We start from the raw sequence: 21,022 nt of genomic DNA on the forward strand, positions 1-21,022 counted from the left end.
AAACAAAATCGACGCCCTTGTTGGCTTTACCCCCCCGGAGTGCCGGGGTTTGTAGGGTGCACTCCGTGCACCGGAATGAGGGCCTGGCATAACGCGGAGGCCTGGGTAATCCCGGTAACCTCCGGTCCCCGACCATGGTGCACAGAGTACACCCTACCCATACTCACGGGCGCAGCCCGTCAGCACATGTGACGCACCTGAGGAACGAAGGTGCGGAGCATGTGCGACCCTGGGGTCAAGGGGCTCAGCCCCTTGCAGCCGGAGGCATGCATTAAAAACCATCTTTGGTCATAGGAGTAAAACGCTTGAAACCCATGCCTCTGTCCCTCCGTGGGAGAGTACAGGCGTCAACAACGAAGGAGCACCACATGAAACGAATCAACATTTCCGAGAAGGAGGCATAGCCATGGCCTGGTGCACACAGGAAGACCTGACCCTGTACGTCTTGCAAGCTTACCTGTCGGTGGCTGAGGAAAAAAGCCCAGGGATCACGAACCGCGCCGTGGATGCGGTGCATGGGGAGATCAACGAAGCCCTGCTTGCAGGCGGGTATGCGGCCTCCGGCGCCTCGGCCACCCTCTGCCGCATTGCGGCGGCCCTTTCGGCCTGGCGAACCGTGGCGGCCGTGACAACCCTGGTGACGTCCGAGGCCGACACCGACAACGAATGGCTGCCCCTTCTCCACGAACGCAACCGGGCGGAGTCTGATCTTGCAGCCATCCGCGAAGGCAGGCTTGATCCCTTCCCCAAGGCGCAAAGCAGCTAAGGAGGATTTTCAGGTGATGGAAGCATTCAACACCTTTGACAAAACAAGGCACAGCATGGGGGTGGCATGAGACAGCAGGCGGAAACATGGATCAGGGAAGCAGCGGTTCAGTGCGGGCTCAGCGCCGACAGCGTAATGGCCAAGCCGGAAAGACCGTCTCTCCTCGATCCGAAAAAGCGCATTGAGCTTGAGTACCTGGCAGAAACCTTCATGTACGCCCCCCGGCCCCTTGCCAAATGGACGCTGCCGGAAGGGACCCATCAGCGTATGCGCAACCGGGTCTACACGGGCCGGCTCCCCGTGCGAGTCGAGGTGATCTCAGACGATGAGTCATGGCTGGACGCATTTGTCAACGCGTTCATCGTCACCCTGCCCTCCAAGCGAGTGGATGCAGACAACAACCTTGTACAGATACGCGTGGAAAAGGCCACGCGGGAAGGCTTTACCGGCAACAGGACGGAGGTGTTTGTGAGGCGGAGCAACAGCCTGCACCTCACCTTTGAGTGGATGCTCTGTAAAGAGACCGACCTGCCCTTGATCCGCAAGGTGCAGTTCACCCCCAAAACCAAGGAGGCTTAAATGGCCAAAAAACAACAGACAAAGGCAAAGGAAGAGGAGCTGGATCTGGCGGCACTGGCAGACAAAAGCGCCCTGCCGTCCTGGGAGCTTGCAGGACTGATGCAGGCCGCAGGCTGGGCTCCCGGCAAACAGATTACCGAAACCGCGTTTAACGACGCATTGAAACGATTCCGCAACCGCCCCCTGGGCGGTGGCCGAATCGTGTAAGGAGCGATTATGGGCGACGTATTGGAATTTTTGGTGGACGGGACCAGCGGCCTTGCTCCCGGCGGGGTATCGGGCACAGCCATTGTGACCGGTGTCTGCTCCAAGGGCACCGTGGGCAAGGCCTACCTGCTCGGCAAGCACTCGGACCTCGAAGGACTCCTGGGGGTCGGCCCCCTGGTGGACACCCTCAAGGACGTGTTTGCAACTGGAGGTCAGGAGCCTGTGGTCATCGCCGTGCCTGTTGAAGGCCTCTCCGGCGGGTACATCGGCAGCGTACGCCACACGGGCTCAGGACCTTCCGCAACGGCAACGGGCTCTCCCGCAGGCAACCTGGACGCGGTGCTGAAAATCAAAACCGCCGGTGCCCTGGGCACAGCCACAAGCGAGCTCTCCCTGGACGGAGGCAAGACCTTCGCCTCGGCGGAAGCCACCCCGGCCAACGGCCAGGTCACCTTGGGGGACTCCGGGGCCACCCTGATCCTTACGGATGAAGAACAAAAAGAGGGCGACACCTACAGCGTCACCGTGCGCACCCCCATCGGCCCTGTGGAGAAAGTCGGCACCGGCCCGGACATCGACATGTCCGGCACGGTAAAGGCAGCCGGTGAGCTGGTCCTGAAGATCGTCAAGGGCGGTGGCCGGAACCAGGGCACCTACCAGCTCTCCCTGGACGGCGGTGACTCCTGGGATGTTGAGCGCACCCTCCCCGCCGACGGCCTGATTGCCGCCGGTTCCACGGGAGTTACCATCACGGTTCCCGCCTCGAACATGGCCGTCGGCACAGTGTACACCTGCCGCCTGGCTCCCCCTGTGCCCAGCATCAGCGGGGTGATGGCGGCCCTTGAGAAACCCCTGGAGCGCTATGACGTGGAGTTCGTTCTCATCGTGGGCCCCTCGGACAGCAGCGATTGGGCGGCAGCCGGTGCCAAGGCCGATGCCTTGTGGAACCTCCACCGCCCCACCTACTTCAAGATGGCCTACCGCCTGCCCCAGGACGGAGAAACCGTGGATGACTGGACCGCGGCCTGCAAGGCCGAGTTGGACAGCTACGCCCACCGGTTTGTCCAGGTGTGCGCGGCCTACGGCGAGGTGTCGGACCCCTCGGGCAAGCGCCTGATGCGCAACTGGGCCGGGCTCCAGGCAGGCCGGGTGCTCTCCATTCCGGTGTGCCGGGCCACGGGCCGCGTCAAAGACGGTGGCATCTCCCAGGGGACCCTGGACGAGGACTTCAACGAAGCCCACCAGAAGACCCTGGAAAAGGCAGGCGCCCTGACGGCCAAGCGTTATGCGGGCCTCTCCTCCGCCTACTGGGGAGACTCCAGGACCCTGGCCGATCCCACCAGCGACTTCCAGTACGAAGAGGTGGTGCGAACTGTCTTCAAAGCGGTGCGGCTCTCCCGCATGGCAGCTCTCAAGAGCATGTACGACGAAGCCGGGGACCCCACCCTGGCGGACAACCAGGGCAGCGGCCTCAACTACCTGAAAGCCTGCATCGAAGGGGCCCACGGCACCATGATCGCAGCAAGACCCCAAGAACTGGCCGCCTCCAAGGTAGAGATCCCCGCCGGCCAGGACATCGTTAACAACGGGGTTGCCGTTGAGTTTACCCTCATCGGCCTGCCCATTATCCGAGAGATCCGACTCTTTGCCCAGTACGTGTACGCGGGCAGCCGTCAGGATCCGAGACTGGAGGTGGCCTAATGCCCATCAACGGAAACACCTATGACTGGGAATCGGTAACCATTGACCTTAACGGCACGACGGCAATCGATATCGAAGAGATCAGCTACAACGACAGCCGGGAAATCGATCTCATCTACGGCAAAGGCAGCGTGTCCACGAAATACGGGCGCAAGAACTACAGCGCCTCAGGATCCATGAGCCTTCTCAGGGAGGAGTTTGAACGCCTTCGCAAGAAGCTGGGCGGCAGCGTCTACAAGGGTGAACCCTTTCCCATCAGCGTGTGCTACGCCAACGACGACGTGCCCATCGTCACCGACACCCTGACCGAAGTGAAAATCACCAAGCAGGACTCCAGCGCCAAGCAGGATGAGTCTGCCACCGGCAAGGTCAAGCTCGACTTCAAGATCCTCACCCCCATTAAGTGGAACGGAGTGGCAGCCCTTTAACCCCAACCGCCCCATGCCCTTGCATGGGGCGAACCGGTAACGATTCAGCCCATGTCTGCCTCCGGCGGCAAGGTGAGCCACCTTGAAAGCTGGTTACCGCTGCGCTTTAACCCTCGTTCCTCGGGTTAAATCGCATCGGCATTCATGTGTGATGTGAATATTTATTTTTTTGTCTGAACCCTTACACCATCCAAGGAGAACAAAGCATGACCACAGAAAATCCCAATACAACAGCACCCGAAGCGTCAACCTCCTACGAGGGCTACACCCTTATGGAACACACCTTCAACGACCGGTTCGCAGGGAAAGAGGTGACCATCAGGCACCACTTCAAACGACCCAACCGGCCCCAAATCTCCCGCGCCCAGAAAGGGGCCGGCAAAGACGCCATGAAAGCCTTCGGCAACTTCGTCACTGAGATTGTGCACCCCGACGAAAAAGAAGCTCTGGCCGCCAACATCAAGACGTACCCCGGCCTGGCCGCCACCTTCGGCAACGCCATCATGGGGGCCGTGGGCGTAGGTGACCTGGGAAACTGATCCGGCGCGCCCGGGAAACCCTGGACCCCATGGACCAGTGGGAGGCCATGATCTCCCACTGGCTCGGCCAGGAGGCGGCGGAGGACCTGGAGACCTTCGCCGGCCAGGTTGCCCGGGCAGAATGGTTGGAGAAGAGACACCTTGAATCGTTGCAGCGCCTAATAGGAGGAGTCAGTTAGTGGAAGCGCTTAGCATTTTACAAGACATGGGAATGGCTGAATCCACCGTCAATTCCTTAAATGAAATAAAAAGTGCCTTCGATGAGGCGGAAAAGGCGGGCAGGGGATTCGGAAACGGCTTCAAGGGTATCGCAAAAAAAATGATGCCCTTCGCCCTTGCAGCGAAGATGTTCCTTGCCGTCCTGTCTCCCACCATTTCGGTGGCAGCCGATTTCGAGGCCCAGATGTCGAGCCTGGGGGCCGTCACACGGGCCAGCGCCAGCGAAATGGCCCTGATGAAACAAAGCGCCCTGGACTTGGCGGCCCAGACGGGGTTTGCCGCCGGGGAAATCGTGACGGCCCAGGAGGAGCTCAGCAAAAGCGGGTTCAACCCCGACCAGATCGTCGGTTCCCTGCCGGATATCCTGAACCTGGCCACGGCGGCCCAGTGCGACCTGAGCACGGCGGCCTCGATGAGTTCCGCAGCCATGGATCGATTCAACATCAAAGCGTCGGAGTCGGGCAAGGTGGCCGATACCCTCGCATCGTTATCGGCCTCGGGCATGGACCTCGCAAAGCTCGGCACGGCCCTGGACAATGCCGGGGCAGCGGTGGGCAAAACCGGGGTCAGCTTTGCCGAGTTTGCGGCCATCACCAACACCATGACCGGAGCCGGTATCAAGGCGGAAAGTGTGGGCAAAACAACCTCCACCATGTTCCAAAAGCTGACCGCGCCGACAGATGCCGCAGCAAAAGCCCTCAAAAAAATAGATTTTAGTCCCACAGCATCCGGCGGAGATCTTTTGGATATGCTGGGGGGCCTTGAGAAAGCACTTGCCGGCATGGGAGCGGCTGAAAAGGCCGCCACGCTGACAACCATCTTCGGTGAGGAAGCCCTTAAGCCTGTCAACACCCTGTTAAATGAGGGGATCGGCAGCCTCAAGGAATTTGGCAAAGCGGCGGACAACGACACAGGCCGTTCAGCGGAAATGGCCACGGCAAAACTCAACAACCTCAACGGGTCCCTCAAGATCCTGGGGGCAGCAACCACCAACTTTTCCATCGTGGTGGGCAGTGCCTTCACCCCGATTTTAAAGGTTTTAACGGACGCACTTATCACGGTGGTGGGTTGGTTAACGACCCTGGCATCCCACCCCATCGGACAAGCGGTCCTGCTCATGGCCGGCGGATTTTCCGCCTTCGCCATCGTCCTGGCCTACTTACCCGGGGTGCTGACCTTGGTCACGGCGGCGTTCGGCTTTTTCAACGCAACGCTTCTACTCAACCCCATCGGCCTTATTGCCATGGGCATCATCGCGCTGGGGGCTGTGATCATTGTCTTCTGGGACAAAATTGCCGAGTTTTTTAAGCCGCTGACACTGATTGTCCAGGGCGTCATCTCCGTTTTTAAAAGCCTATCAGGCACCATCGGCACCATTGAGGGACAACTGGCAAAGGACGTACAGGCGGCCGGATTGGTCGGCGTGATTACCACGATCTGTCGCGTAATCTATCGCATCAAGGTGGCCTGGGAAACCGCCTGGGACGCCATGGTCACGACCATGGCGGGTGTCGGGAGTATTTTTGCCCCCATTATCGACACTCTGGCGGGTGCATTCCGGCCCTTGTGGAAAATCATCACCTACGTGTCACGTGCCCTTTTCGGTGCGGCAGAATCCACAAGCGTTTCAAGCTGGCAAACCTTCGGCGCCATCGTGGGCGTTGTGGTTGGCTCGGCCTTTCAGGTGTTGGCCTGGGCCGTTCGCCTGGCTCTTACTCCCTTTACGCTTTGCATCAAGCTGGTGGGCTGGTTGCTCTCGGCTTTTGTCTGGCTTGGGGAGGGCATCGGCACGGCTGCCGGGGGGATTGTGGAGCATGTAGCTTCCATCGGCAACGGCATCAAGTGGGCATTTCTCAACCTGACGCCTTTGGGATGGATCATCCAGGGTTTTAACGGCGTCAAGAATTTCCTGTCCAACATCAACCTGGCCGAAATCGGCGTAAAGATTATGCATTCCCTGGCATCGGGCATCAAACGTGCCGTCATGATGCCCTTTACCATCATCAAGGGAGGATTCAGCAAAATTCGCAACTGGTTCTCCTCTTCGGACGACAAAGAGGGGTCACTGGCGAAGCTCACTGTTCCCGGCTCACAAATGGTCGAGACCCTGTCCACAGGAGTCCGGGGCGCAACGTCGGTACTGGGTAAAGGGGCCGCAGGGGCGGCAGTCGGAGTTGGCCTTACCCTCGGCACAGCCATGGCCGATCCCGGGCAATACACGTCCGGCATCAATTCCCTTCCGGCCATTGCCACCCCTTACGAACAGGCGGCTGAAGGTGCGAGCGGCCCGCAGCATGCCACTGAAAGCGGCGAGGCGCGAAGCCAGGGCTCCAGGGTTGTTATTGAACATTTACATGTGCAGCTCCCCGATGTGTCGGACGCGGACTCTTTTGTCCAGGCCCTGCAGACACTGGTGAGCTCATACGGAGGACAGGACTGATGGATGGGTACTTGAAATTTTCAGATGGTGAGGTGTCGTTGGGTGGAGTGACTGTCCCCGGAATTTTGTCGAGTCTCTCCATAGGGAGCGAGGTAATCTTTGATGAACCCAAAGAGGAGGGCAAACCCGGCACCACCAAGCTCCCCATGGGATGGGAAGACTCGGATTTTTCCCTGTCCCTGGTCCTGGTGAGCGACAAAAACGGCACCTGCTACGACAAACTGAAAAAACTCGTAGCGGTCTTCAAAGGAACCAACGACAAGAAAAACCCGAAGGTATTCACCATCGCAAACCACCACATCTCGGCATGGGGTATCGACCATGCCGTATTCAAACGCTTGCAATCCAGCGAGGACAACAAAACGGATACGATCAAGACCACCTTGGCCTTTACCGAGCACAACCCGCCCATCCAAAACCAGGCCCAACCTCCGAAAGCCGGAGCGGCCTCCGGAAAGGCGGAGAACAAGACGCCCGGTACCACGGCCAAAGAACCGGAGCTGTCCCTTAAAATCAATGTTGGGAGGTAGCCATGGGAGTCATTGCAGGCATCCAATTGGACATCTTCCTTGGGGAAAAACGGGTCACCCGCTGCCCGGAGTGCATGGTGACCGCATCGCGGCGGTCCGTGCTGACCCAGGCCAGCATTGCCGTGCCCGACCCCATGGGCGAGGTGCATCAGGCCCTGGACAAGGGGCAATCCCTTTCCGTTCGGTTCGGGTATCGGGACCGGGACCCGGGCGTGTTCACCGGTACCGTCACCCGATGGGCGCCCTCCTTAAAGGCCAAGGAGCATGTGGTGATCCATGCCGACGGCCCGGAGCGCGCCCTCTTAACCACGCATCTCACGGAGTCGTGGTTTGAGGAACCGGCGAATGTCCTTGCCAGGCGCATGCTTGCCGCCTCGGGCCTTCCGGTGGGGCATGTGGACCTGCCCGACACCCTCATTCCGCGCATGAGCGTCAACGGCAGCCCTGTCCGGGGAGCGATCATGGGGGTGATGCACAGCTTGGAGAGCGGCTTTTCGCAGAACCTGAGCCGGTCTTACCTGCGCCTTGAAAACGGGGCCCTGGTCCTGTCCGACGCCCCCAGGGAGGGGGCGGTCCCGGTCATTGCCACGGCCGGGGGCATCATTCGCCACAAGGTCCGCACCGAAGGGCCCAGCGAGGTGGAAACCTTCCTCACACCCTGGATGCAGCCCGGCATGCAGTTTCAATTAAACGACACCCGCAAGGGGGTCCAGGGGCTGTTCATGGCCGACGCCGTGACACACGTCCTGCGTCCCCGCTCTGTGCGCACCTTTCTTTCCTACGGAGGATCGTATGACCGTTTCCAATGTTGATGATTTCTTTCGGCTTTTTCAAAAGGCGGTGGAGCTGGTGCGGCCCAACCTCCGCAAGTTCTATCGGGTGGTGCGCAAGGCCGAGGTGGTCCGAAGCTATCCCAGCGACGGGCAGTACTGGGCCGATGTGCAACCGCTCTTAAACGATGAAACCCCGGACCCCGACGAACCGGTGATCCCCAAGGTGGAGATCCCGGTGCTCTGGGCCGGGCCGGAACGCGGCGTGGTCTGCCCCCCTGCCCCGGGTACCCGCTGCGATCTTTCTTACTACGACGGGGACCCCAACTTTCCCCGCATCGGCAATTTCAGGTGGCAGGGCAACAAGGCCCCCCAATGCGACCTGGGGGCCTTCATCATCCAGCTGGAACCCGGGGTATCCATCGAAATCGAGGCGGACAAACGCATTGTGACCCTCACCTCGGCCAGTGCGGAAACTGAGGCCGGGGACAAATGGACGGTCAAGGCGGGGAGCGAGGCCACCGTGGATGCCCCGCTCATCAAGCTCAATCAGGGCACAGGCGTGGTGACAGGAGCCTGTATCTGCCATTTCACAGGCCTTCCCCACGGGGATGTGTCCTCAACGGTTTTTGCCGGGAAATAAGGAGAACAACAAAATGAGTCTGAGCAACAGCGCACTCAAAGGGTTGATCGTCGGTGAGATGACCGCCCAGGGAATCGAGGTGGCAGGCGACCATGCCTGGGCCGAAAAACTGGCGGCGGCCGTTGCAAACGCCGTGGTGGCTCACATCACGGCAAGTGCCCAGGTCACGGTAAGCGGCGGGTCCAGTGCCGGCACATACAAGGTGGCATAATGGAACATATCTTCGGACAAGACATCAAGCTGGACAGCCAGGGCCATGCCCTCATCGCCGCAAACGGTGAGCTCGTGCTCACCGAGGGCGTAGACACCGGCCTCCAGGACATCCGAGAGGCCCTGAAAACCCCTGTGTGCACACTCTTCTACGATGAAACCTACGGCGGCCGGATTTACCACTGGATCAAGGACGAAAACACGGAGACCCATCGCATGGGCTTCACCGCGGAGGTGAGGCGCATCTTAAGAAACGACCCCAGGGTGGAGACCGGAAGCGAAACCTGCCGCATCCGCTCCTGGGACGAGAAAGGCATCGAAGCCGAAGCCGGCTGGCAATGGATCGGCCAGTCCCACATGAACAACCTGGTGATCGGAATCGATCCCGCAACCATGGAGGTAGTGATCAAAGATGGCTGTTCCCATTCCACGAGTTTCTAAAACCCTGGACGAATGCCGCCAGATGGTCTTCGGCAGGGTATCTGACGTACACGACGAATACATCGCCAAAGGGTGGCTTCCCCGGGAGATGAACCTTAACAAAGGCGTGGTGAGAGGCATCCTGGAAGTGATGAGCTGGAGCCTGCACCAGGTGTACCTGCTCCTTGCCGATCAGGTGCGCTTAGGGATTCCCGGAGAGTCCCACGGCACGTGGCTGGACCTCCACGCCGACCAGGTGGAGGCCCCCCGCCAGGCCATGGGCAAGGCCAAGGGCATGGTGCACTTCACCAGGGAGGCAAGCAGCGGCAACGTCTCCATTGCCAAAGGACGCATCGTAAGGACCCAGCCCGACGGCACGGGCAAGGTTCACCGGTTCGTGACCACCGAAGATGCCGTCATGCAAAACGGAGACAACGAGGTGGCCGTGCCCGTGGAGTCCGAAGATTACGGGGCCTCGGCAAACGTCACCCCCGGCCAGATCTCCGTCATCGTCACCCCCGTTCCCGGGGTGGATGCCGTCACCAACCGGTCCGGCTGGCTGCTCACCGAAGGGGTGGACACCGAGTCCGACACAAGCCTCAAAGAGCGCTACAGGCTCCAGTGGAAAGGCAACGACGGCTACTCCTCCAACGCCTATAAGCGTTGGGCAACCTCTGTTCCCGGCGTTCTGGACGTGGCCGTCAACGACCAGCACCCCAGGGGTCAGGGCACGGTGGATATCGTCATCCGGGGCATGGCCGGGATGCCCACCGACGAGCTCCTTGACAAGGTGCGGGAGGCCATCGCCCCCAACGCCCATCAGAACGACGACTGGCAGGTCCTGGCCCCCAGCCCCGTCCATGTGGACATCTCCTTTGTTCTCCACCTGAAGCCGGAGGCTGTGTGGGAAGAGATCCGGCCCAAGGCGGACGCGGCCGTCCGCACCCTCTTTGCCAAGCCGGACGAAAGCGCCCAGGAGGCCTATATGTTCGGCGTGGGCGAAGACATGACCCAGGACCGCGTTGTGGGGGCCATCATGAACGTCTCGCCCCACATCAAAGAGGTGGAGTGGCTCGCCCCCATCGCAAACATCACCGTGGGCCAAAGCGGCCTGGCCATCCTCACCGGCCTGACCCTGACCCATGTAACGGAACCGGAGGCATAGATGGCCCTTTTCTGGAACTACATACGCAACCAGCTCCGCTTCCGCCCCGCCCTTGCAGGCGGCTCGGTGGCAATCATCCTCAAGGGCATGGCAAAAGCCTTTGACGATGTGTGCGCCGACATCGTCTGGGCCCGGGACCAGATGAACCCCAAAACCTGCGATGACGAGCTTGTGCCCGCCTTTGCACAATCCAGGGGCATCCGAAAGCACCCCGCCGAAACCTTTGACCAGTACCGGACCCGGGTGGTTGACGCCTGGACCTGGCACCGCATGGCGGGCAGGCACCGAGGCGTGGAACGCATCCTGGACCACTATGGCCACCAGGGGTGCACCCTCTCTTCCATGGCGCACGAGGACAGCGCCAGGTGGGCCGAATTTGAGGTGTCGCTTCCCGCAGATGCCCCCATGGACAGGAAAAAATACGACGCCATCCGAGACGTCATCAACGGGGCCAAGGCTGCCACGGCCAAACTCGCCCGCGTAAGCACCAGGACACAGACACCGGCCCAAATCTTTGCGGCAGCCGGCCTTCGCGTCAAAACCCATATCAGACTGTAAGGAGAAGACCATGTTGAGATGGACCCCTGCCGGGCTTCAGGCCATTCAAGAGGCTGAATCATCCGGAACCAAAATCAAAGCCACCCACATCGCCATCGGGGACGGCGGCGGCCAGACGCCCGATCATTCGGGCAGCACCATGCTGGTAAACGAGCTCTACCGCCAGCCCATTGACACCATTGCCATGGTGGATGCCCCGGACGTCCCTTCGGGCAAGGTCGTGGAGTTCGGCGTCAGCATCCACGAGACAAAGCCCGAAACCGGCAGCTGGATGATTCGCGAAGTGGCCATTCTGGCGGGCGACACCGTCATCGGCATCGGCCAGCACCCGGAGCTGGAAAAGGTGGGCAAGGACTCCCCCAAGGGCACCATGACCCACACCATCACCGCCCCCATGGTCGTGAGCAACGAGGCGGTTATTTCCCTTGCCATTGCCCCTTCCGTGCATGCCACCATGGAAGCCCTTTCCGACCACAACGAAGACAGCCAGGCGCATCAGGATATCCGAGAAGCCTGCGCAACTGCCATCTCCGAGCACAACCGGAATGATGGAGCCCATGAGGATATCCGGCAGGCACACCAAGCGGCTGTGGACGAAATCGCCGCGCAGAAAGAGGCGCTGGAGGTGCTTGAGGAGAAGGTGGTCAATACGGGGGTCAGGCAGGCTGTTTTGTCTTATGGTGAGGGTATTTCGGTTGAGGCGACCGAAGTGAAGGGGATGGATTCAAAAGATTATAGCGGATCTGAAGGCGTGAAGTTACCTGTGGACCTTGGAATGGCTTTTTCTGGTGGCGAATACGGTGGCATGATAATGCCGACAAGCCCGAGCAGGATGGGATGCCGTATTGTATTAGATACGTTAAGGGGGCCTCTTTCAGTTCTCAGTACAGACTCCGCTGGATCAGCTCAAGAGGGAGATACAACAAGGCTTACGCAGTTTACCCAACATGGTTATATTACATCTCATAGTTTAAGAAGCAATGATCCAGAATTTGGAAATAATGTTCTCGCATTCAACACGACCTGCAAGAAAAAAATGGGATTAAATGACCTTGCAGGCAAACTTCAAGACCTCCCCGACAGCGGAGGTGGGTCCGCGTTCAGATACTTTGAAATAGGTGAGGACCGCTTTGTCATCGTTCCTCGCAAATATGATGGAAAAACACATTCCATAGACAGCCATATCTACAAGTGGAATGGATCTGCCTTTGAGATCTTCAAATCCATTCCGACAAAAGGAGCACTTTGGGCCGAGCCATTTGAAATGGAAGGCGAATATTACCTACTTATCTGCAATAGTTATGCGGACGGTAGTTACAAACAAAATTCACCGTTATTGAAATGGAACGGTAATGATTTTGTTGAAATTCATCGTTTCACGACAACAGGAGCAATCAATGCAAATTATTTCGAAATTGGGGAAACTAAATTTCTTGCCATTGCGTTTTATCGAGCACCGAATGGCAATCCTTCAGCAAAATCGACTATTTACAAATGGGATGGGAGTGCTTTTGTAGAGTTTCAATCCTTCCAGACAAAAGATTGCAGGCAACTCTACCATTTTTGTATGGATGGTGTGCCCTACTTAGGTGTTGTCAATTTCGATCCATCTTTGGAGTCCCTCATATACCGATGGGATGGTACAAAATTTGTTCAGCAGCAGAGTGTAGGCCCCTATGGCGATATGAAATTTGAATATTTTGAAATTGAAGGTGAAAGTTTCATTTTCAAGGTAAACCATTACGCCTCTGGAAACTACAGCATTAACAGTAATGTTCTCAGGTGGGACGGAGCAAAGTTTGTAACGCACCAAAATATTTCAACCCATGGCGCTTATAAAGCGAACCATTTAGAAATCCATGGTGAGCATTACGTAGTAGTAACATGCTTTAGTGGCGAAACTTCCTATATTTTCAAATGGAACAGACATAAGCGAGAATTTGTCGAGTGGAAAACGTTTCCGACAACCTATTGCTACGATGCTCGTTTTTTCAAAATGGAAAAATCGTACTACATTGGTGTGGCAAACAACGGCATCTCTTCAACCGATTATAACAGCACAGCTGTTATCCATAAGCTTGAAGAAGTTGAATTCAACTTTAACCCTGCAAATGGGTTTTCAATGGCTAAGTTGCGTGGGATCGACAGGGACAATGTCATCTCACATCCCACGGACGACGAGTTGCTTGTAAGTGTTATTAAACGCCTTGATAGCGTGGGATCTTGGGCGTTTCAAACTTTTGAATTCAATGGGGCGGATTACCTTCGATTTGATGGCAGAGAAAAGGTCACTACAGGTTCAGGGCCAATAGCAAAAAACTTTACCGATAAGGACTTTGAACTCGGAGGAAGTAGTGTATGGGCAAACGCTCTCAACGGCCATTACATGATGTACTCTTTTTATGGGGAACGTCTTGATAACCTTCACCCTGGCATGAGGGGAAAAAGAGGTGTGACAGCCTTTGTCAAGGCCGTTAACGGCAAAACTATCAATATAGGCTTCCCCGCCGAGACGGTGATTGTCCGATCTATGGACAACGATGGCGACTGGTATGTCATGTGCAGGGATCGTGGGTGGGAGAAATTCACCATGCTCAACAGCACCGCCCCTGAAGGGACTATGACATACCCCATATCCGTTGCAGGAGAAACCATCACCCTGCCTGCGTCTTGGACCGAAGACACCTATTTCGTCATGGCGTTTGGTAAAATGGGAGGCCTTGCAACCGGAAAATCTATCCAAATCAAAGCCACTCCTGAAGCACCTTTTGTGGCAACCCTCGCAAAGGGTTTCGGCCCCGAAGGCAATCGAGACAAGATCATCCACAAAGACTCTTTTTCCATCTACCCCCAAAACGAACCGGACGGCAGGTATGACCTGGTTTTGCTCGACAATGGGGCTGTCGATTTGATCCCTGAGAAAAGTTACGTCACAGATGTCGTTCAATGGAAAAATACAAAACTATTGTTGGGTTCCTGCCGAATCACGGATGGACTGATTGTCGATTTGGATCTGGTGCCCGTAGGCGATGACTATGAAACGCCATGGTTTCCCGTTGAGATGGGAACCAGGTACATACTGCCAAACCTGTTTAAATTTGCTGGCATTGAGTTTTCAATTTGGTGGAATTCATCTCCTTCAAACGAGGGCTCAAGAGAAGTGGAAGCCATTAGCTATGCATACAATACCACTGGTGGTGAGATGCAAGCTGGCGCGTTTAAGAAGAGAAGTACAGACACCATCGAAGTAGCTACAGCAGACGGATACGTCTTCTATTCTAAACTATCTGCCGACATAGCAGCAGCGGCAACCGGCTTCTATAAACTCGTCGTTAAAAGGAACTACTAACATGCAAACTATGAAGCAAGTTGTTTGGTACAACCAAGAAGACGGCTCCAAGGCGGTTGATATGACAGGAAAAATTAAGATGCCTGAAGGCTATGGCCTCACCCCTCCCGATATCCCCGAGCAGCCGGATCCCAACGACATTCCGCTTTGGGATGTTGACACGATGGTAACAGAGTCCCCAACTCTCGCAAAATATTTTCTAAAATCTCAAGGTATTGAATAAAACAATGCATAATTCCGGCCCTTATCACGAAGACCAAGCCGACAAGTTAGGCTGATAAACCAGAACCGTATAATCCATTCCTCTTTAGATGGCAGCAAACGCCACCTTGCAAGATATCCCCCCTCTACTGTCCGAGCATCACACACATGCCAGAGCCGTTGTGTGGTGACTCGGGTCCCTCCTTTTCCTGACCGGAAACCCAGGTAGAGTCCTTGAGTGACATTAACGGTGGCCTCGTGAACCTCTACCGGATCATTGAACACCACGTTGAGGCGTTCATCCGAGCCTCTCAATGCCACTCGTCAGCCCGCCGAAGCGACACCTCCTACGCATTGAGAAAGCCCCCCTGCCGGGCGTACCGCGCCTGGCTCGTACCCTGCACCGAACACAAGAATCCCGCTGCGCTTTAACCCGAGGAACGAGGGTTAAAGCGCAGCGAAAGCGAGCTCTCAAGGTGGCTCACCTTGCCGCCGGAGGCATTGTTTTTATAGTTTTTTTGTTCCCAGGTAGAGCCCGGAAACGAAGGCGAAAGAGCATTCCCGAATCTGGGGTATAGGAGATTTATCCCCTCCTGCAATAAATGCCGGCCCTCAATTTCTCCCATTTGACTATTTGAAATCCGAGGCGAATTATGGTTAAACCCAACTACTTTAAACTGTTCGCAAGGGGGCTGCGACGGCCCATGATGCCTGTGATCGATTGTGATGATGCACAGGGTATGCAGAGCCATTGGCTTCTTGCGGTGAACGTCAGCCCAGTTGTTTTTTAAGCCTGTTTACAAAACGATTCAAAAGGTTCAGCCCCGGCAGGGCAGCCGGAGACACCAGAAAACGATGAGCTGACACATTATTTCAGGGAGATGGTGCAGGGGTATGTCACAGGGACGTTTGTTTCGAAGGTTTATCAACCGGTATCTCATTGACGGCCTGAGCGGCATGGCGCTGGGCCTTTTCTCAACCCTTATCGTGGGGCTGATCATCAAGCAGATCGGGGCGGGCATCGGGGGCACAACCGGCGGGGTGTTGCTTCAGGTGGGCGGCATGGCCCTTGCCATGACAGGGGCGGGTATCGGCGTGGGGGTGTCTCACAAGCTGGGGGCTCCCAACCTGATTATCTATGCCTCGGCGGTAACCGGCATGTTCGGGGCCTTTGCGGGCAAGATCCTTGCGGGAAGTGTCTTTGTGGGCCGGGCCGTGCACCTGGCGGGCCCCGGGGAACCCCTGGGGGCGTTTATTGCGGTGCTGGCGGGTATTGAGGTGGGACGCCGGGTGTTCGGCAGGACCCGCCTGGACATCATCATCACGCCCATGGTCACCCTGGTGAGCGGTGGGGTCATCGCCCTTCTCATCGGGCCTCCCATCTCCACCTTCATGACCTACCTGGGCGATATCATCCTTTTTGCCACCCACCAGCAGCCCTTTGTCATGGGTGTCCTCATCTCTGTTTTCATGGGGATCTTCCTGACCCTGCCCATCAGCTCGGCGGCCATCTCCATTATCCTGGGCCTCAAGGGCCTCGCCGCCGGGGCCGCCACCGCCGGGTGTGCCGCCCAGATGGTGGGTTTTGCCGTGGCCAGTTACCGGGAAAACAGGGTCAACGGCCTCTTTGCCCAGGGCCTGGGCACCTCCATGCTCCAGATGCCCAACATCGTGAAGAACCCTAAAATCTGGATCCCGGCCATCGCGGCCAGTGCCGTCACCGGCCCCATCGCCACCGTGATCTTCGGCATGGAGAACAACCCCAGCGGCGGGGGCATGGGCACTTCGGGACTCGTGGGCCAGATCATGACCTGGAACACCATGATCGCCGCCCAGCACCCCGCAATCCTTTTCATCAAAATTGCCCTCATCCACTTTATCTTTCCGGCGGCCATTGCCTACGGTGTGTCGGAATACCTTCGCCGGATCGGGTGGATCAAATCGGGGGACATGAGGCTGGAACCCTGATGGCCAACATCACGCCCCCCTACACCGCATGATCAGAACTTGATCCGAAGACCGGTGATCAGGGCGTGAATCGACTCGTAGCTGCTGATATCAGCATCAAGGTCGTAGAAATAGTAGCCGGCGTAGAGTTCCGTACCGAAGTCCTTGATATCCTGAACCACCTGGGCGCCAATGACATCGCCCTTACCATATTGACGGGCAACGCCGTTGCTTATGGTCAGGTTGTCGTCGTACTGGCCGAAGTCCACGGAAAAGCGTGTCTCGCCAAAGGAGGCCATCATGGCCTTGTACCCCAGCTTGAGGTAGTAGAAGGTCCCGTCGTCGGCGCGATCCTGTTTGTACTCCTGAAGTCCGCTGGCAAAGGCCAGGTTAAAACCGGAGTCAAACAGCAGGGCCACGGAACCGTCGTACAGGTTCTTTACCGTATCCGAGGTATCGCTGGGCCTTGCGTAGGCAATGGCGCCCACCACCTGGATGTCCGCCAGCTCGCCGTCATACCTCACCGCCACATCGCCTCCGCCGTCGGCTACCCAGGACCCCGAGATCATGGCCCCGCCAAAGGAGGGGGAGTCGTACCGGACCCTGGCATCCCTGCCCAATCCGTCCATGCTGTTATAAATTTTTGAGATATTGACACCGGTGAGGCTGTTCAGGTTCTTGTCGTAGAAGATGAGGCCGCCGGCGTAATCGCTCACGGCCGAGGCACCGGCAAGGTAGGTCCCTGAAAGGTCGAGGCTGGTGGTGTCGTCGGAGGCCGTGGAGCCGTGGCCCATGGAGAAGGTGCCCCACCCCTTGTGCTTCACATAGAGATCCACGTGCCTGCGGGTGAAGTTGGAGTCCCCGTTGTCCCTGGGGTTCTCCTGGCTCACGCTGTCGCTCGGGTTCACATTGAGCCCGGCCTCAAGGAGGGTCCCGAACATGAGATCATCGGAAACCTTGATGGTACCGCGAATCCCGAAACGGGACTGGGAGGCGGAGTTGTCCACCTGGTACACATCGGAGTCATTTCCATCGTCGGCGGCCAGAAGGGCCCGGTTGACATGGCCGTAAAGAACCACGGACGAGGCTTTGTTCCCGCTGAACACAAAGGGCGAACGAAAGCTCACCTCGCTCTCTTTGTCCGACGTCAAGGCGTCAATGGTGGCCCTCATCTCTTCCAGGGCCTTGGCCTGGTCGGCAAGCTGTGTCTGCATCTCCAGGAGTTCTTTCTCCGGAGCGCCGTACGCCGTGCCCACAATCGCAGACAGGGCAAAAACCGCGATAACAAAAACGTAGCTCAACTTCTGCATTCTGCTTTTCATGGCATTCCCTTTCCCAACAAGGTTATTGGTCAACCAACCCGAATCATTGATTCATCAATAGAGCAAAGCCGAAAAAACAAAATCCAGGAGCAACATACACGCCCCTGTTTTTTTGACAACGTTGTGGGTACAGGCAATTTTATAAGGTATCACAGGCAGATGAGACTCGTTCTCTCGGATCGAATCCGATCCCCCCTTGTCGGACCCCGGCACCATCACCCATGGGCCTTTGGGATCTTTACTTAAGGTCTGTAATGGAAAGGAAGAGATGTACGAGACGTTATGACTTTTCCACCACAACATCTCATATGAAGAGAAAAATATCAATCGGATAAATACGTTATAGCAAAGAAGTCATTTATTTCTCAAAAATTATGCACCCTCGTTAAACACGATATCGCGGGACAATATCGCGTCAATGGGTACGCCGTAACTCCCGATGGCAGGCAGCGTGGCGTTATGGTGTGCTCGAATGGCATCGGCAGGGGCATGGGCTTTGTCGTGGGTGGTGTGGGCATCGGCGGCCAGGGTGACATGATATTTCAACCCTGCGGCCCGTCGGGCGGTGGTGTCCACGCAGAACTCGGTGGCGTACCCGCAGAGGATGAGGTGCGTTGCCTCCAGTTTCGTCAGGAGTTCGGTGAGACGGGTCCGCAAAAAAGAGTCCGGGGTGGTTTTGCGGATGAGATGATCCCCGGGTGCCACCTGCAGCCTGGGATCCAGCTCCCAGACCGGGGTCCCGTGGGAAAGGGCCCCGTCAGCGGTCTCATGCTGGACGAAAATCACAGGGACACCCGCTTTTCGGCCACGGGAGGAAAGGGTGTTGATGCGGGATATCACAAGATCGGCATCAAAGGGCGCGGGTTCAGGCTCAAAGAGCCCCTTCTGGACATCGATTACCACCAACGCGGATTTCATCACTCACTCCTTTGCAATTCAGGAAGGTTCTGCCTTCACGGGCCATGGACATCGCCACGCCACCGGGTTACTCTTTAGCCGATCCCCGATCGGTCCCACCCATCGGGGTATACCATCGAATCAACATGAAACATAGCTCAGAGCCATAGGCTTATTACCAGGAGACCCCATGAACATACACCAGATCCGGTTGGCCAAGATGGCCAACTTTGCCTACATCGTGGAAGACGAAGCCACCCATCGCTGCGTCCTTGTGGATCCGGCCTTTGAGGTAAAACGGATACTCCGGGAGGTTCAGATCCTGGGACTGGAGGTGGTGGGGCTCGTCAACACCCACTGCCACAGCGATCACACGGCGGGAAACCGGGCCGTGGTGGAGGCAACAGGAGCGCCCCTGATGATTCACCGGGACGACGCCAAAGCCATTTCAGGCATCGGAAACCGGACCCTCACCCGGGCCCTTGGGGGCAAGGGATCGCCGAAGCCCTCCAGGCTCCTGAAAGACGGCTCCGTCATCGAGGTGGGCAAGGGCCGCTTAACGGTCCTTCACACGCCAGGGCACACCCGGGGAGGCATCTGCCTCTACACGCCGGGCCATGTCATCACCGGGGACACCCTGTTTGTGGGAGGGGTGGGCAGAACCGACCTTCCGGGGGGCAGCCTGAAGACCTTGAAACGCTCCCTGCGCGATAAGATCTTCACCCTGCCGGATCAGACGGTGGTGTGGCCGGGCCATGACTACGGGGCAAAGCCCACCTCCACGGTGGGCAGGGAAAAGGCCACGCTGTCGTTTTAAAGAGGCCTTCTATGGTTAAAGTGGGTGAAAAAAACAGGCCTCCGGCGGCGAGGCGAGCCACCTCGAAAGCTGATTGCCCTTGCGCTTTGTCCCTCGTTCCTCGGGCCAAAGCGCAAGGGCCTTCGACTCGGGCTTCGCCCGACATTAACGTTGATGGTTTGTGCGGGCTGGCTCACAAGCTTCGAAGTAACTAAGGTACGTTGTCGCGACTTGCCCATTGTTGATTTTACCGCACGGTCTCCTGCGGCTTAACGCAAGCGAAGCCCAAACGCCCTTCATGGTGTTTCCAGAAGGATGAAATGGGCCTCTCCTGCAAAAACAGTTGCCACATGTCACACATCACGCGAATGATCCGAGACCGCTTGCATAATGACGGTCCCCATGCATTCGCCATGGGGTTTCAAGGTGCCCCCACCTTGCCGCCGGAGGCATCCTTTGTTTTTTCTCTGAACCCTCAGTGTCCCTATGGTTCACCCAGGCTATTTTCTATATCCCGGATTTAATCAGGACCGACACAAAGCACACACTTTGCGGCTGAACCGGTGGATTACCGGGGTGCCCTGGCCGTGCCGGACGGCCCGCACCACGGCGGCGTGGTCCACGGGAACGGTGCCGGCCAGGATACTCACGGGCAGGTGGGCAAGGGCTTCGGGCACCACCGGCGTGCTGGGCCCCAGCATGATCACCTTCGTTACGGATGGGGCCAGATGGGCGAGGAGCTCTTCGGTGCTCTGATTCAGGATGGAGGTGGAGGTGAGCAAGAGGACCTCGGCCCACCCGTCGAGCTTCTGCAGAAACGACGGCCGGTCTCCCACGCCCTGGGTGTCGTCCAACACCTCCACCACGGCACCGCGCGCCTTGAATTTTTTCATGAGGGGTCGAAAGAATCCCACCATGGCCACCCGGGTTTCAGGGCCAATGGCAAAGGAATCCATCCAGCCTCCGTCCCCCGTATCATCCGGATACCCGCAGGCCTCATGGTAATTCAAGGCGTTGACCAGGGCCAGGGCCATGCTGCGATGAAGGGGAACAGACGATTGCAAAAGGTCCAGAAGTTCGGTGGCGGGCAGGCCTTCGAAATCCCGATAGTCCTGGGATTTTCCGCAGCCGAGGGAGGCCGGGTCCGTCCAGGCCAGCCCGATACCGCCGTCGTCGGTGGTCACGGCCGTGTACTTCAGGCCGATGGTTACGGAGGTCACAATGGTACGGCTCGCCTTGTCAGAAAAATGAGCCGACAGATTTCGGATGAGTTGCATGGCACTCTCCTCGATTCATGGGACGTGGGGAAAAAATGATAAGGGCCAGCGCAAAAAT

At 57.5% G+C, this 21,022-nt stretch carries 23 protein-coding genes; 20 read left to right on the plus strand and 3 right to left on the minus strand.

What is annotated here, in order from left to right:
- Positions 1–406: 406 nt before the first annotated feature.
- The 19 genes from BLQ12_RS25500 (at position 407) to BLQ12_RS25580 (ending at position 16,693) form a co-directional block, all read left to right on the plus strand.
- Complete coding sequence (locus BLQ12_RS25500) at positions 407–766, plus strand: hypothetical protein (protein ID WP_092215595.1); 360 nt, start codon at positions 407–409, stop codon at positions 764–766.
- 66 nt (positions 767–832) lie between these two features.
- Positions 833–1,345 carry a hypothetical protein gene (locus BLQ12_RS25505; RefSeq protein ID WP_092215596.1) on the plus strand — a complete coding sequence of 171 codons (513 nt, stop codon included), beginning with the start codon at positions 833–835 and terminating at the stop codon, positions 1,343–1,345.
- Entirely contained in the window at positions 1,346–1,552 is a 207-nt protein-coding gene (locus BLQ12_RS25510; protein ID WP_092215598.1) for a hypothetical protein, read from the plus strand.
- 9 nt (positions 1,553–1,561) lie between these two features.
- Entirely contained in the window at positions 1,562–3,253 is a 1,692-nt protein-coding gene (locus BLQ12_RS25515) for a DUF2586 domain-containing protein (protein ID WP_092215602.1), read from the plus strand.
- Positions 3,253–3,681 carry a hypothetical protein gene (locus BLQ12_RS25520; RefSeq protein ID WP_092215604.1) on the plus strand — a complete coding sequence of 143 codons (429 nt, stop codon included), beginning with the start codon at positions 3,253–3,255 and terminating at the stop codon, positions 3,679–3,681. Before BLQ12_RS25515 ends, BLQ12_RS25520 begins: the two co-directional genes overlap by 1 nt.
- A 206-nt stretch (positions 3,682–3,887) precedes the next feature.
- The gene (locus BLQ12_RS25525) at positions 3,888–4,220 is read left to right on the plus strand and encodes a DUF6848 family protein (RefSeq protein WP_092215606.1); all 333 of its coding nucleotides are present in this window, start codon (positions 3,888–3,890) and stop codon (positions 4,218–4,220) included.
- Positions 4,221–4,249: 29 nt separating this feature from the next.
- Positions 4,250–4,399, plus strand: a complete 150-nt coding sequence (locus BLQ12_RS27600; protein WP_175470069.1) for a hypothetical protein — start codon at positions 4,250–4,252, stop codon at positions 4,397–4,399.
- A gap of 32 nt (positions 4,400–4,431) precedes the next feature.
- On the plus strand, positions 4,432–6,879 hold the full coding sequence (locus BLQ12_RS25530) for a phage tail tape measure protein (protein WP_175470070.1): 2,448 nt from the start codon (positions 4,432–4,434) through the stop codon (positions 6,877–6,879).
- Positions 6,879–7,409, plus strand: coding sequence for a hypothetical protein (locus BLQ12_RS25535; RefSeq protein WP_092215611.1), 531 nt, complete (start codon positions 6,879–6,881; stop codon positions 7,407–7,409). Before BLQ12_RS25530 ends, BLQ12_RS25535 begins: the two co-directional genes overlap by 1 nt.
- A 2-nt stretch (positions 7,410–7,411) precedes the next feature.
- A complete protein-coding gene (locus BLQ12_RS25540) occupies positions 7,412–8,221 on the plus strand; it encodes a hypothetical protein (protein ID WP_092215614.1) in 810 nt (269 codons plus the stop codon).
- Entirely contained in the window at positions 8,202–8,822 is a 621-nt protein-coding gene (locus BLQ12_RS25545) for a hypothetical protein (RefSeq protein WP_092215616.1), read from the plus strand. The genes BLQ12_RS25540 and BLQ12_RS25545 overlap by 20 nt, the downstream gene beginning before the upstream one ends.
- A 13-nt stretch (positions 8,823–8,835) precedes the next feature.
- Positions 8,836–9,033, plus strand: a complete 198-nt coding sequence (locus BLQ12_RS25550) for a hypothetical protein (RefSeq protein WP_092215618.1) — start codon at positions 8,836–8,838, stop codon at positions 9,031–9,033.
- Positions 9,033–9,473 carry a hypothetical protein gene (locus BLQ12_RS25555; RefSeq protein WP_092215620.1) on the plus strand — a complete coding sequence of 147 codons (441 nt, stop codon included), beginning with the start codon at positions 9,033–9,035 and terminating at the stop codon, positions 9,471–9,473. Before BLQ12_RS25550 ends, BLQ12_RS25555 begins: the two co-directional genes overlap by 1 nt.
- Positions 9,445–10,617 (plus strand): baseplate J/gp47 family protein, encoded by a 1,173-nt coding sequence (locus BLQ12_RS25560; RefSeq protein WP_092215622.1) that lies wholly within the window; start codon positions 9,445–9,447, stop codon positions 10,615–10,617. The genes BLQ12_RS25555 and BLQ12_RS25560 overlap by 29 nt, the downstream gene beginning before the upstream one ends.
- Positions 10,618–11,175, plus strand: coding sequence for a phage tail protein (locus BLQ12_RS25565; RefSeq protein WP_092215623.1), 558 nt, complete (start codon positions 10,618–10,620; stop codon positions 11,173–11,175).
- Between the two features lie 10 nt (positions 11,176–11,185).
- The gene (locus BLQ12_RS25570; protein ID WP_092215624.1) at positions 11,186–14,524 is read left to right on the plus strand and encodes a phage tail-collar fiber domain-containing protein; all 3,339 of its coding nucleotides are present in this window, start codon (positions 11,186–11,188) and stop codon (positions 14,522–14,524) included.
- 1 nt (position 14,525) lies between these two features.
- Positions 14,526–14,747 carry a hypothetical protein gene (locus tag BLQ12_RS25575; protein ID WP_092215626.1) on the plus strand — a complete coding sequence of 74 codons (222 nt, stop codon included), beginning with the start codon at positions 14,526–14,528 and terminating at the stop codon, positions 14,745–14,747.
- A 212-nt stretch (positions 14,748–14,959) separates the two neighbouring features.
- The gene (locus BLQ12_RS27180; protein ID WP_139164118.1) at positions 14,960–15,157 is read left to right on the plus strand and encodes a hypothetical protein; all 198 of its coding nucleotides are present in this window, start codon (positions 14,960–14,962) and stop codon (positions 15,155–15,157) included.
- A 462-nt stretch (positions 15,158–15,619) separates the two neighbouring features.
- Positions 15,620–16,693, plus strand: a complete 1,074-nt coding sequence (locus BLQ12_RS25580) for a PTS sugar transporter subunit IIC (protein WP_175470071.1) — start codon at positions 15,620–15,622, stop codon at positions 16,691–16,693.
- Positions 16,694–16,725: 32 nt separating this feature from the next.
- Here the strand turns inward: BLQ12_RS25580 and BLQ12_RS25585 are convergent, their stop codons facing one another.
- Positions 16,726–17,994: a porin gene (locus BLQ12_RS25585; protein WP_092215628.1), complete on the minus strand. Its 1,269-nt coding sequence runs from the start codon at positions 17,992–17,994 to the stop codon at positions 16,726–16,728.
- A 372-nt stretch (positions 17,995–18,366) separates the two neighbouring features.
- A complete protein-coding gene (locus BLQ12_RS25590) occupies positions 18,367–18,912 on the minus strand; it encodes a cysteine hydrolase family protein (RefSeq protein WP_092215630.1) in 546 nt (181 codons plus the stop codon).
- Between the two features lie 169 nt (positions 18,913–19,081).
- Here BLQ12_RS25590 and BLQ12_RS25595 point away from each other — a divergent pair, with 169 nt between their 5' ends.
- Positions 19,082–19,708 (plus strand): MBL fold metallo-hydrolase, encoded by a 627-nt coding sequence (locus BLQ12_RS25595; protein ID WP_092215632.1) that lies wholly within the window; start codon positions 19,082–19,084, stop codon positions 19,706–19,708.
- A 503-nt stretch (positions 19,709–20,211) separates the two neighbouring features.
- Here BLQ12_RS25595 and BLQ12_RS25600 read toward each other — a convergent pair.
- Positions 20,212–20,964: a DUF364 domain-containing protein gene (locus BLQ12_RS25600; RefSeq protein ID WP_092215634.1), complete on the minus strand. Its 753-nt coding sequence runs from the start codon at positions 20,962–20,964 to the stop codon at positions 20,212–20,214.
- Positions 20,965–21,022 lie beyond the last annotated feature (58 nt).

Origin of the sequence: Desulfoluna spongiiphila, assembly GCF_900101345.1 — a bacterium.
In the GTDB taxonomy this organism is placed as follows: domain Bacteria; phylum Desulfobacterota; class Desulfobacteria; order Desulfobacterales; family Desulfolunaceae; genus Desulfoluna; species Desulfoluna spongiiphila.

Bases quoted from the DNA above. Each gene is read 5' to 3' on its own strand.
- BLQ12_RS25500 (WP_092215595.1), top strand. From the start codon at position 407: ATGGCCTGGTGCACACAGGAAGACCTGACCCTGTACGTCTTGCAAGCT.
- BLQ12_RS25505 (WP_092215596.1), top strand. From the start codon at position 833: ATGAGACAGCAGGCGGAAACATGGATCAGGGAAGCAGCGGTTCAGTGC.
- BLQ12_RS25510 (WP_092215598.1), top strand. From the start codon at position 1,346: ATGGCCAAAAAACAACAGACAAAGGCAAAGGAAGAGGAGCTGGATCTG.
- BLQ12_RS25515 (WP_092215602.1), top strand. From the start codon at position 1,562: ATGGGCGACGTATTGGAATTTTTGGTGGACGGGACCAGCGGCCTTGCT.
- BLQ12_RS25520 (WP_092215604.1), top strand. From the start codon at position 3,253: ATGCCCATCAACGGAAACACCTATGACTGGGAATCGGTAACCATTGAC.
- BLQ12_RS25525 (WP_092215606.1), top strand. From the start codon at position 3,888: ATGACCACAGAAAATCCCAATACAACAGCACCCGAAGCGTCAACCTCC.
- BLQ12_RS27600 (WP_175470069.1), top strand. From the start codon at position 4,250: ATGGACCAGTGGGAGGCCATGATCTCCCACTGGCTCGGCCAGGAGGCG.
- BLQ12_RS25530 (WP_175470070.1), top strand. From the start codon at position 4,432: ATGGCTGAATCCACCGTCAATTCCTTAAATGAAATAAAAAGTGCCTTC.
- BLQ12_RS25535 (WP_092215611.1), top strand. From the start codon at position 6,879: ATGGATGGGTACTTGAAATTTTCAGATGGTGAGGTGTCGTTGGGTGGA.
- BLQ12_RS25540 (WP_092215614.1), top strand. From the start codon at position 7,412: ATGGGAGTCATTGCAGGCATCCAATTGGACATCTTCCTTGGGGAAAAA.
- BLQ12_RS25545 (WP_092215616.1), top strand. From the start codon at position 8,202: ATGACCGTTTCCAATGTTGATGATTTCTTTCGGCTTTTTCAAAAGGCG.
- BLQ12_RS25550 (WP_092215618.1), top strand. From the start codon at position 8,836: ATGAGTCTGAGCAACAGCGCACTCAAAGGGTTGATCGTCGGTGAGATG.
- BLQ12_RS25555 (WP_092215620.1), top strand. From the start codon at position 9,033: ATGGAACATATCTTCGGACAAGACATCAAGCTGGACAGCCAGGGCCAT.
- BLQ12_RS25560 (WP_092215622.1), top strand. From the start codon at position 9,445: ATGGCTGTTCCCATTCCACGAGTTTCTAAAACCCTGGACGAATGCCGC.
- BLQ12_RS25565 (WP_092215623.1), top strand. From the start codon at position 10,618: ATGGCCCTTTTCTGGAACTACATACGCAACCAGCTCCGCTTCCGCCCC.
- BLQ12_RS25570 (WP_092215624.1), top strand. From the start codon at position 11,186: ATGTTGAGATGGACCCCTGCCGGGCTTCAGGCCATTCAAGAGGCTGAA.
- BLQ12_RS25575 (WP_092215626.1), top strand. From the start codon at position 14,526: ATGCAAACTATGAAGCAAGTTGTTTGGTACAACCAAGAAGACGGCTCC.
- BLQ12_RS25580 (WP_175470071.1), top strand. From the start codon at position 15,620: ATGTCACAGGGACGTTTGTTTCGAAGGTTTATCAACCGGTATCTCATT.
- BLQ12_RS25585 (WP_092215628.1), bottom strand. From the start codon at position 17,994: ATGAAAAGCAGAATGCAGAAGTTGAGCTACGTTTTTGTTATCGCGGTT.
- BLQ12_RS25590 (WP_092215630.1), bottom strand. From the start codon at position 18,912: ATGAAATCCGCGTTGGTGGTAATCGATGTCCAGAAGGGGCTCTTTGAG.
- BLQ12_RS25595 (WP_092215632.1), top strand. From the start codon at position 19,082: ATGAACATACACCAGATCCGGTTGGCCAAGATGGCCAACTTTGCCTAC.
- BLQ12_RS25600 (WP_092215634.1), bottom strand. From the start codon at position 20,964: ATGCAACTCATCCGAAATCTGTCGGCTCATTTTTCTGACAAGGCGAGC.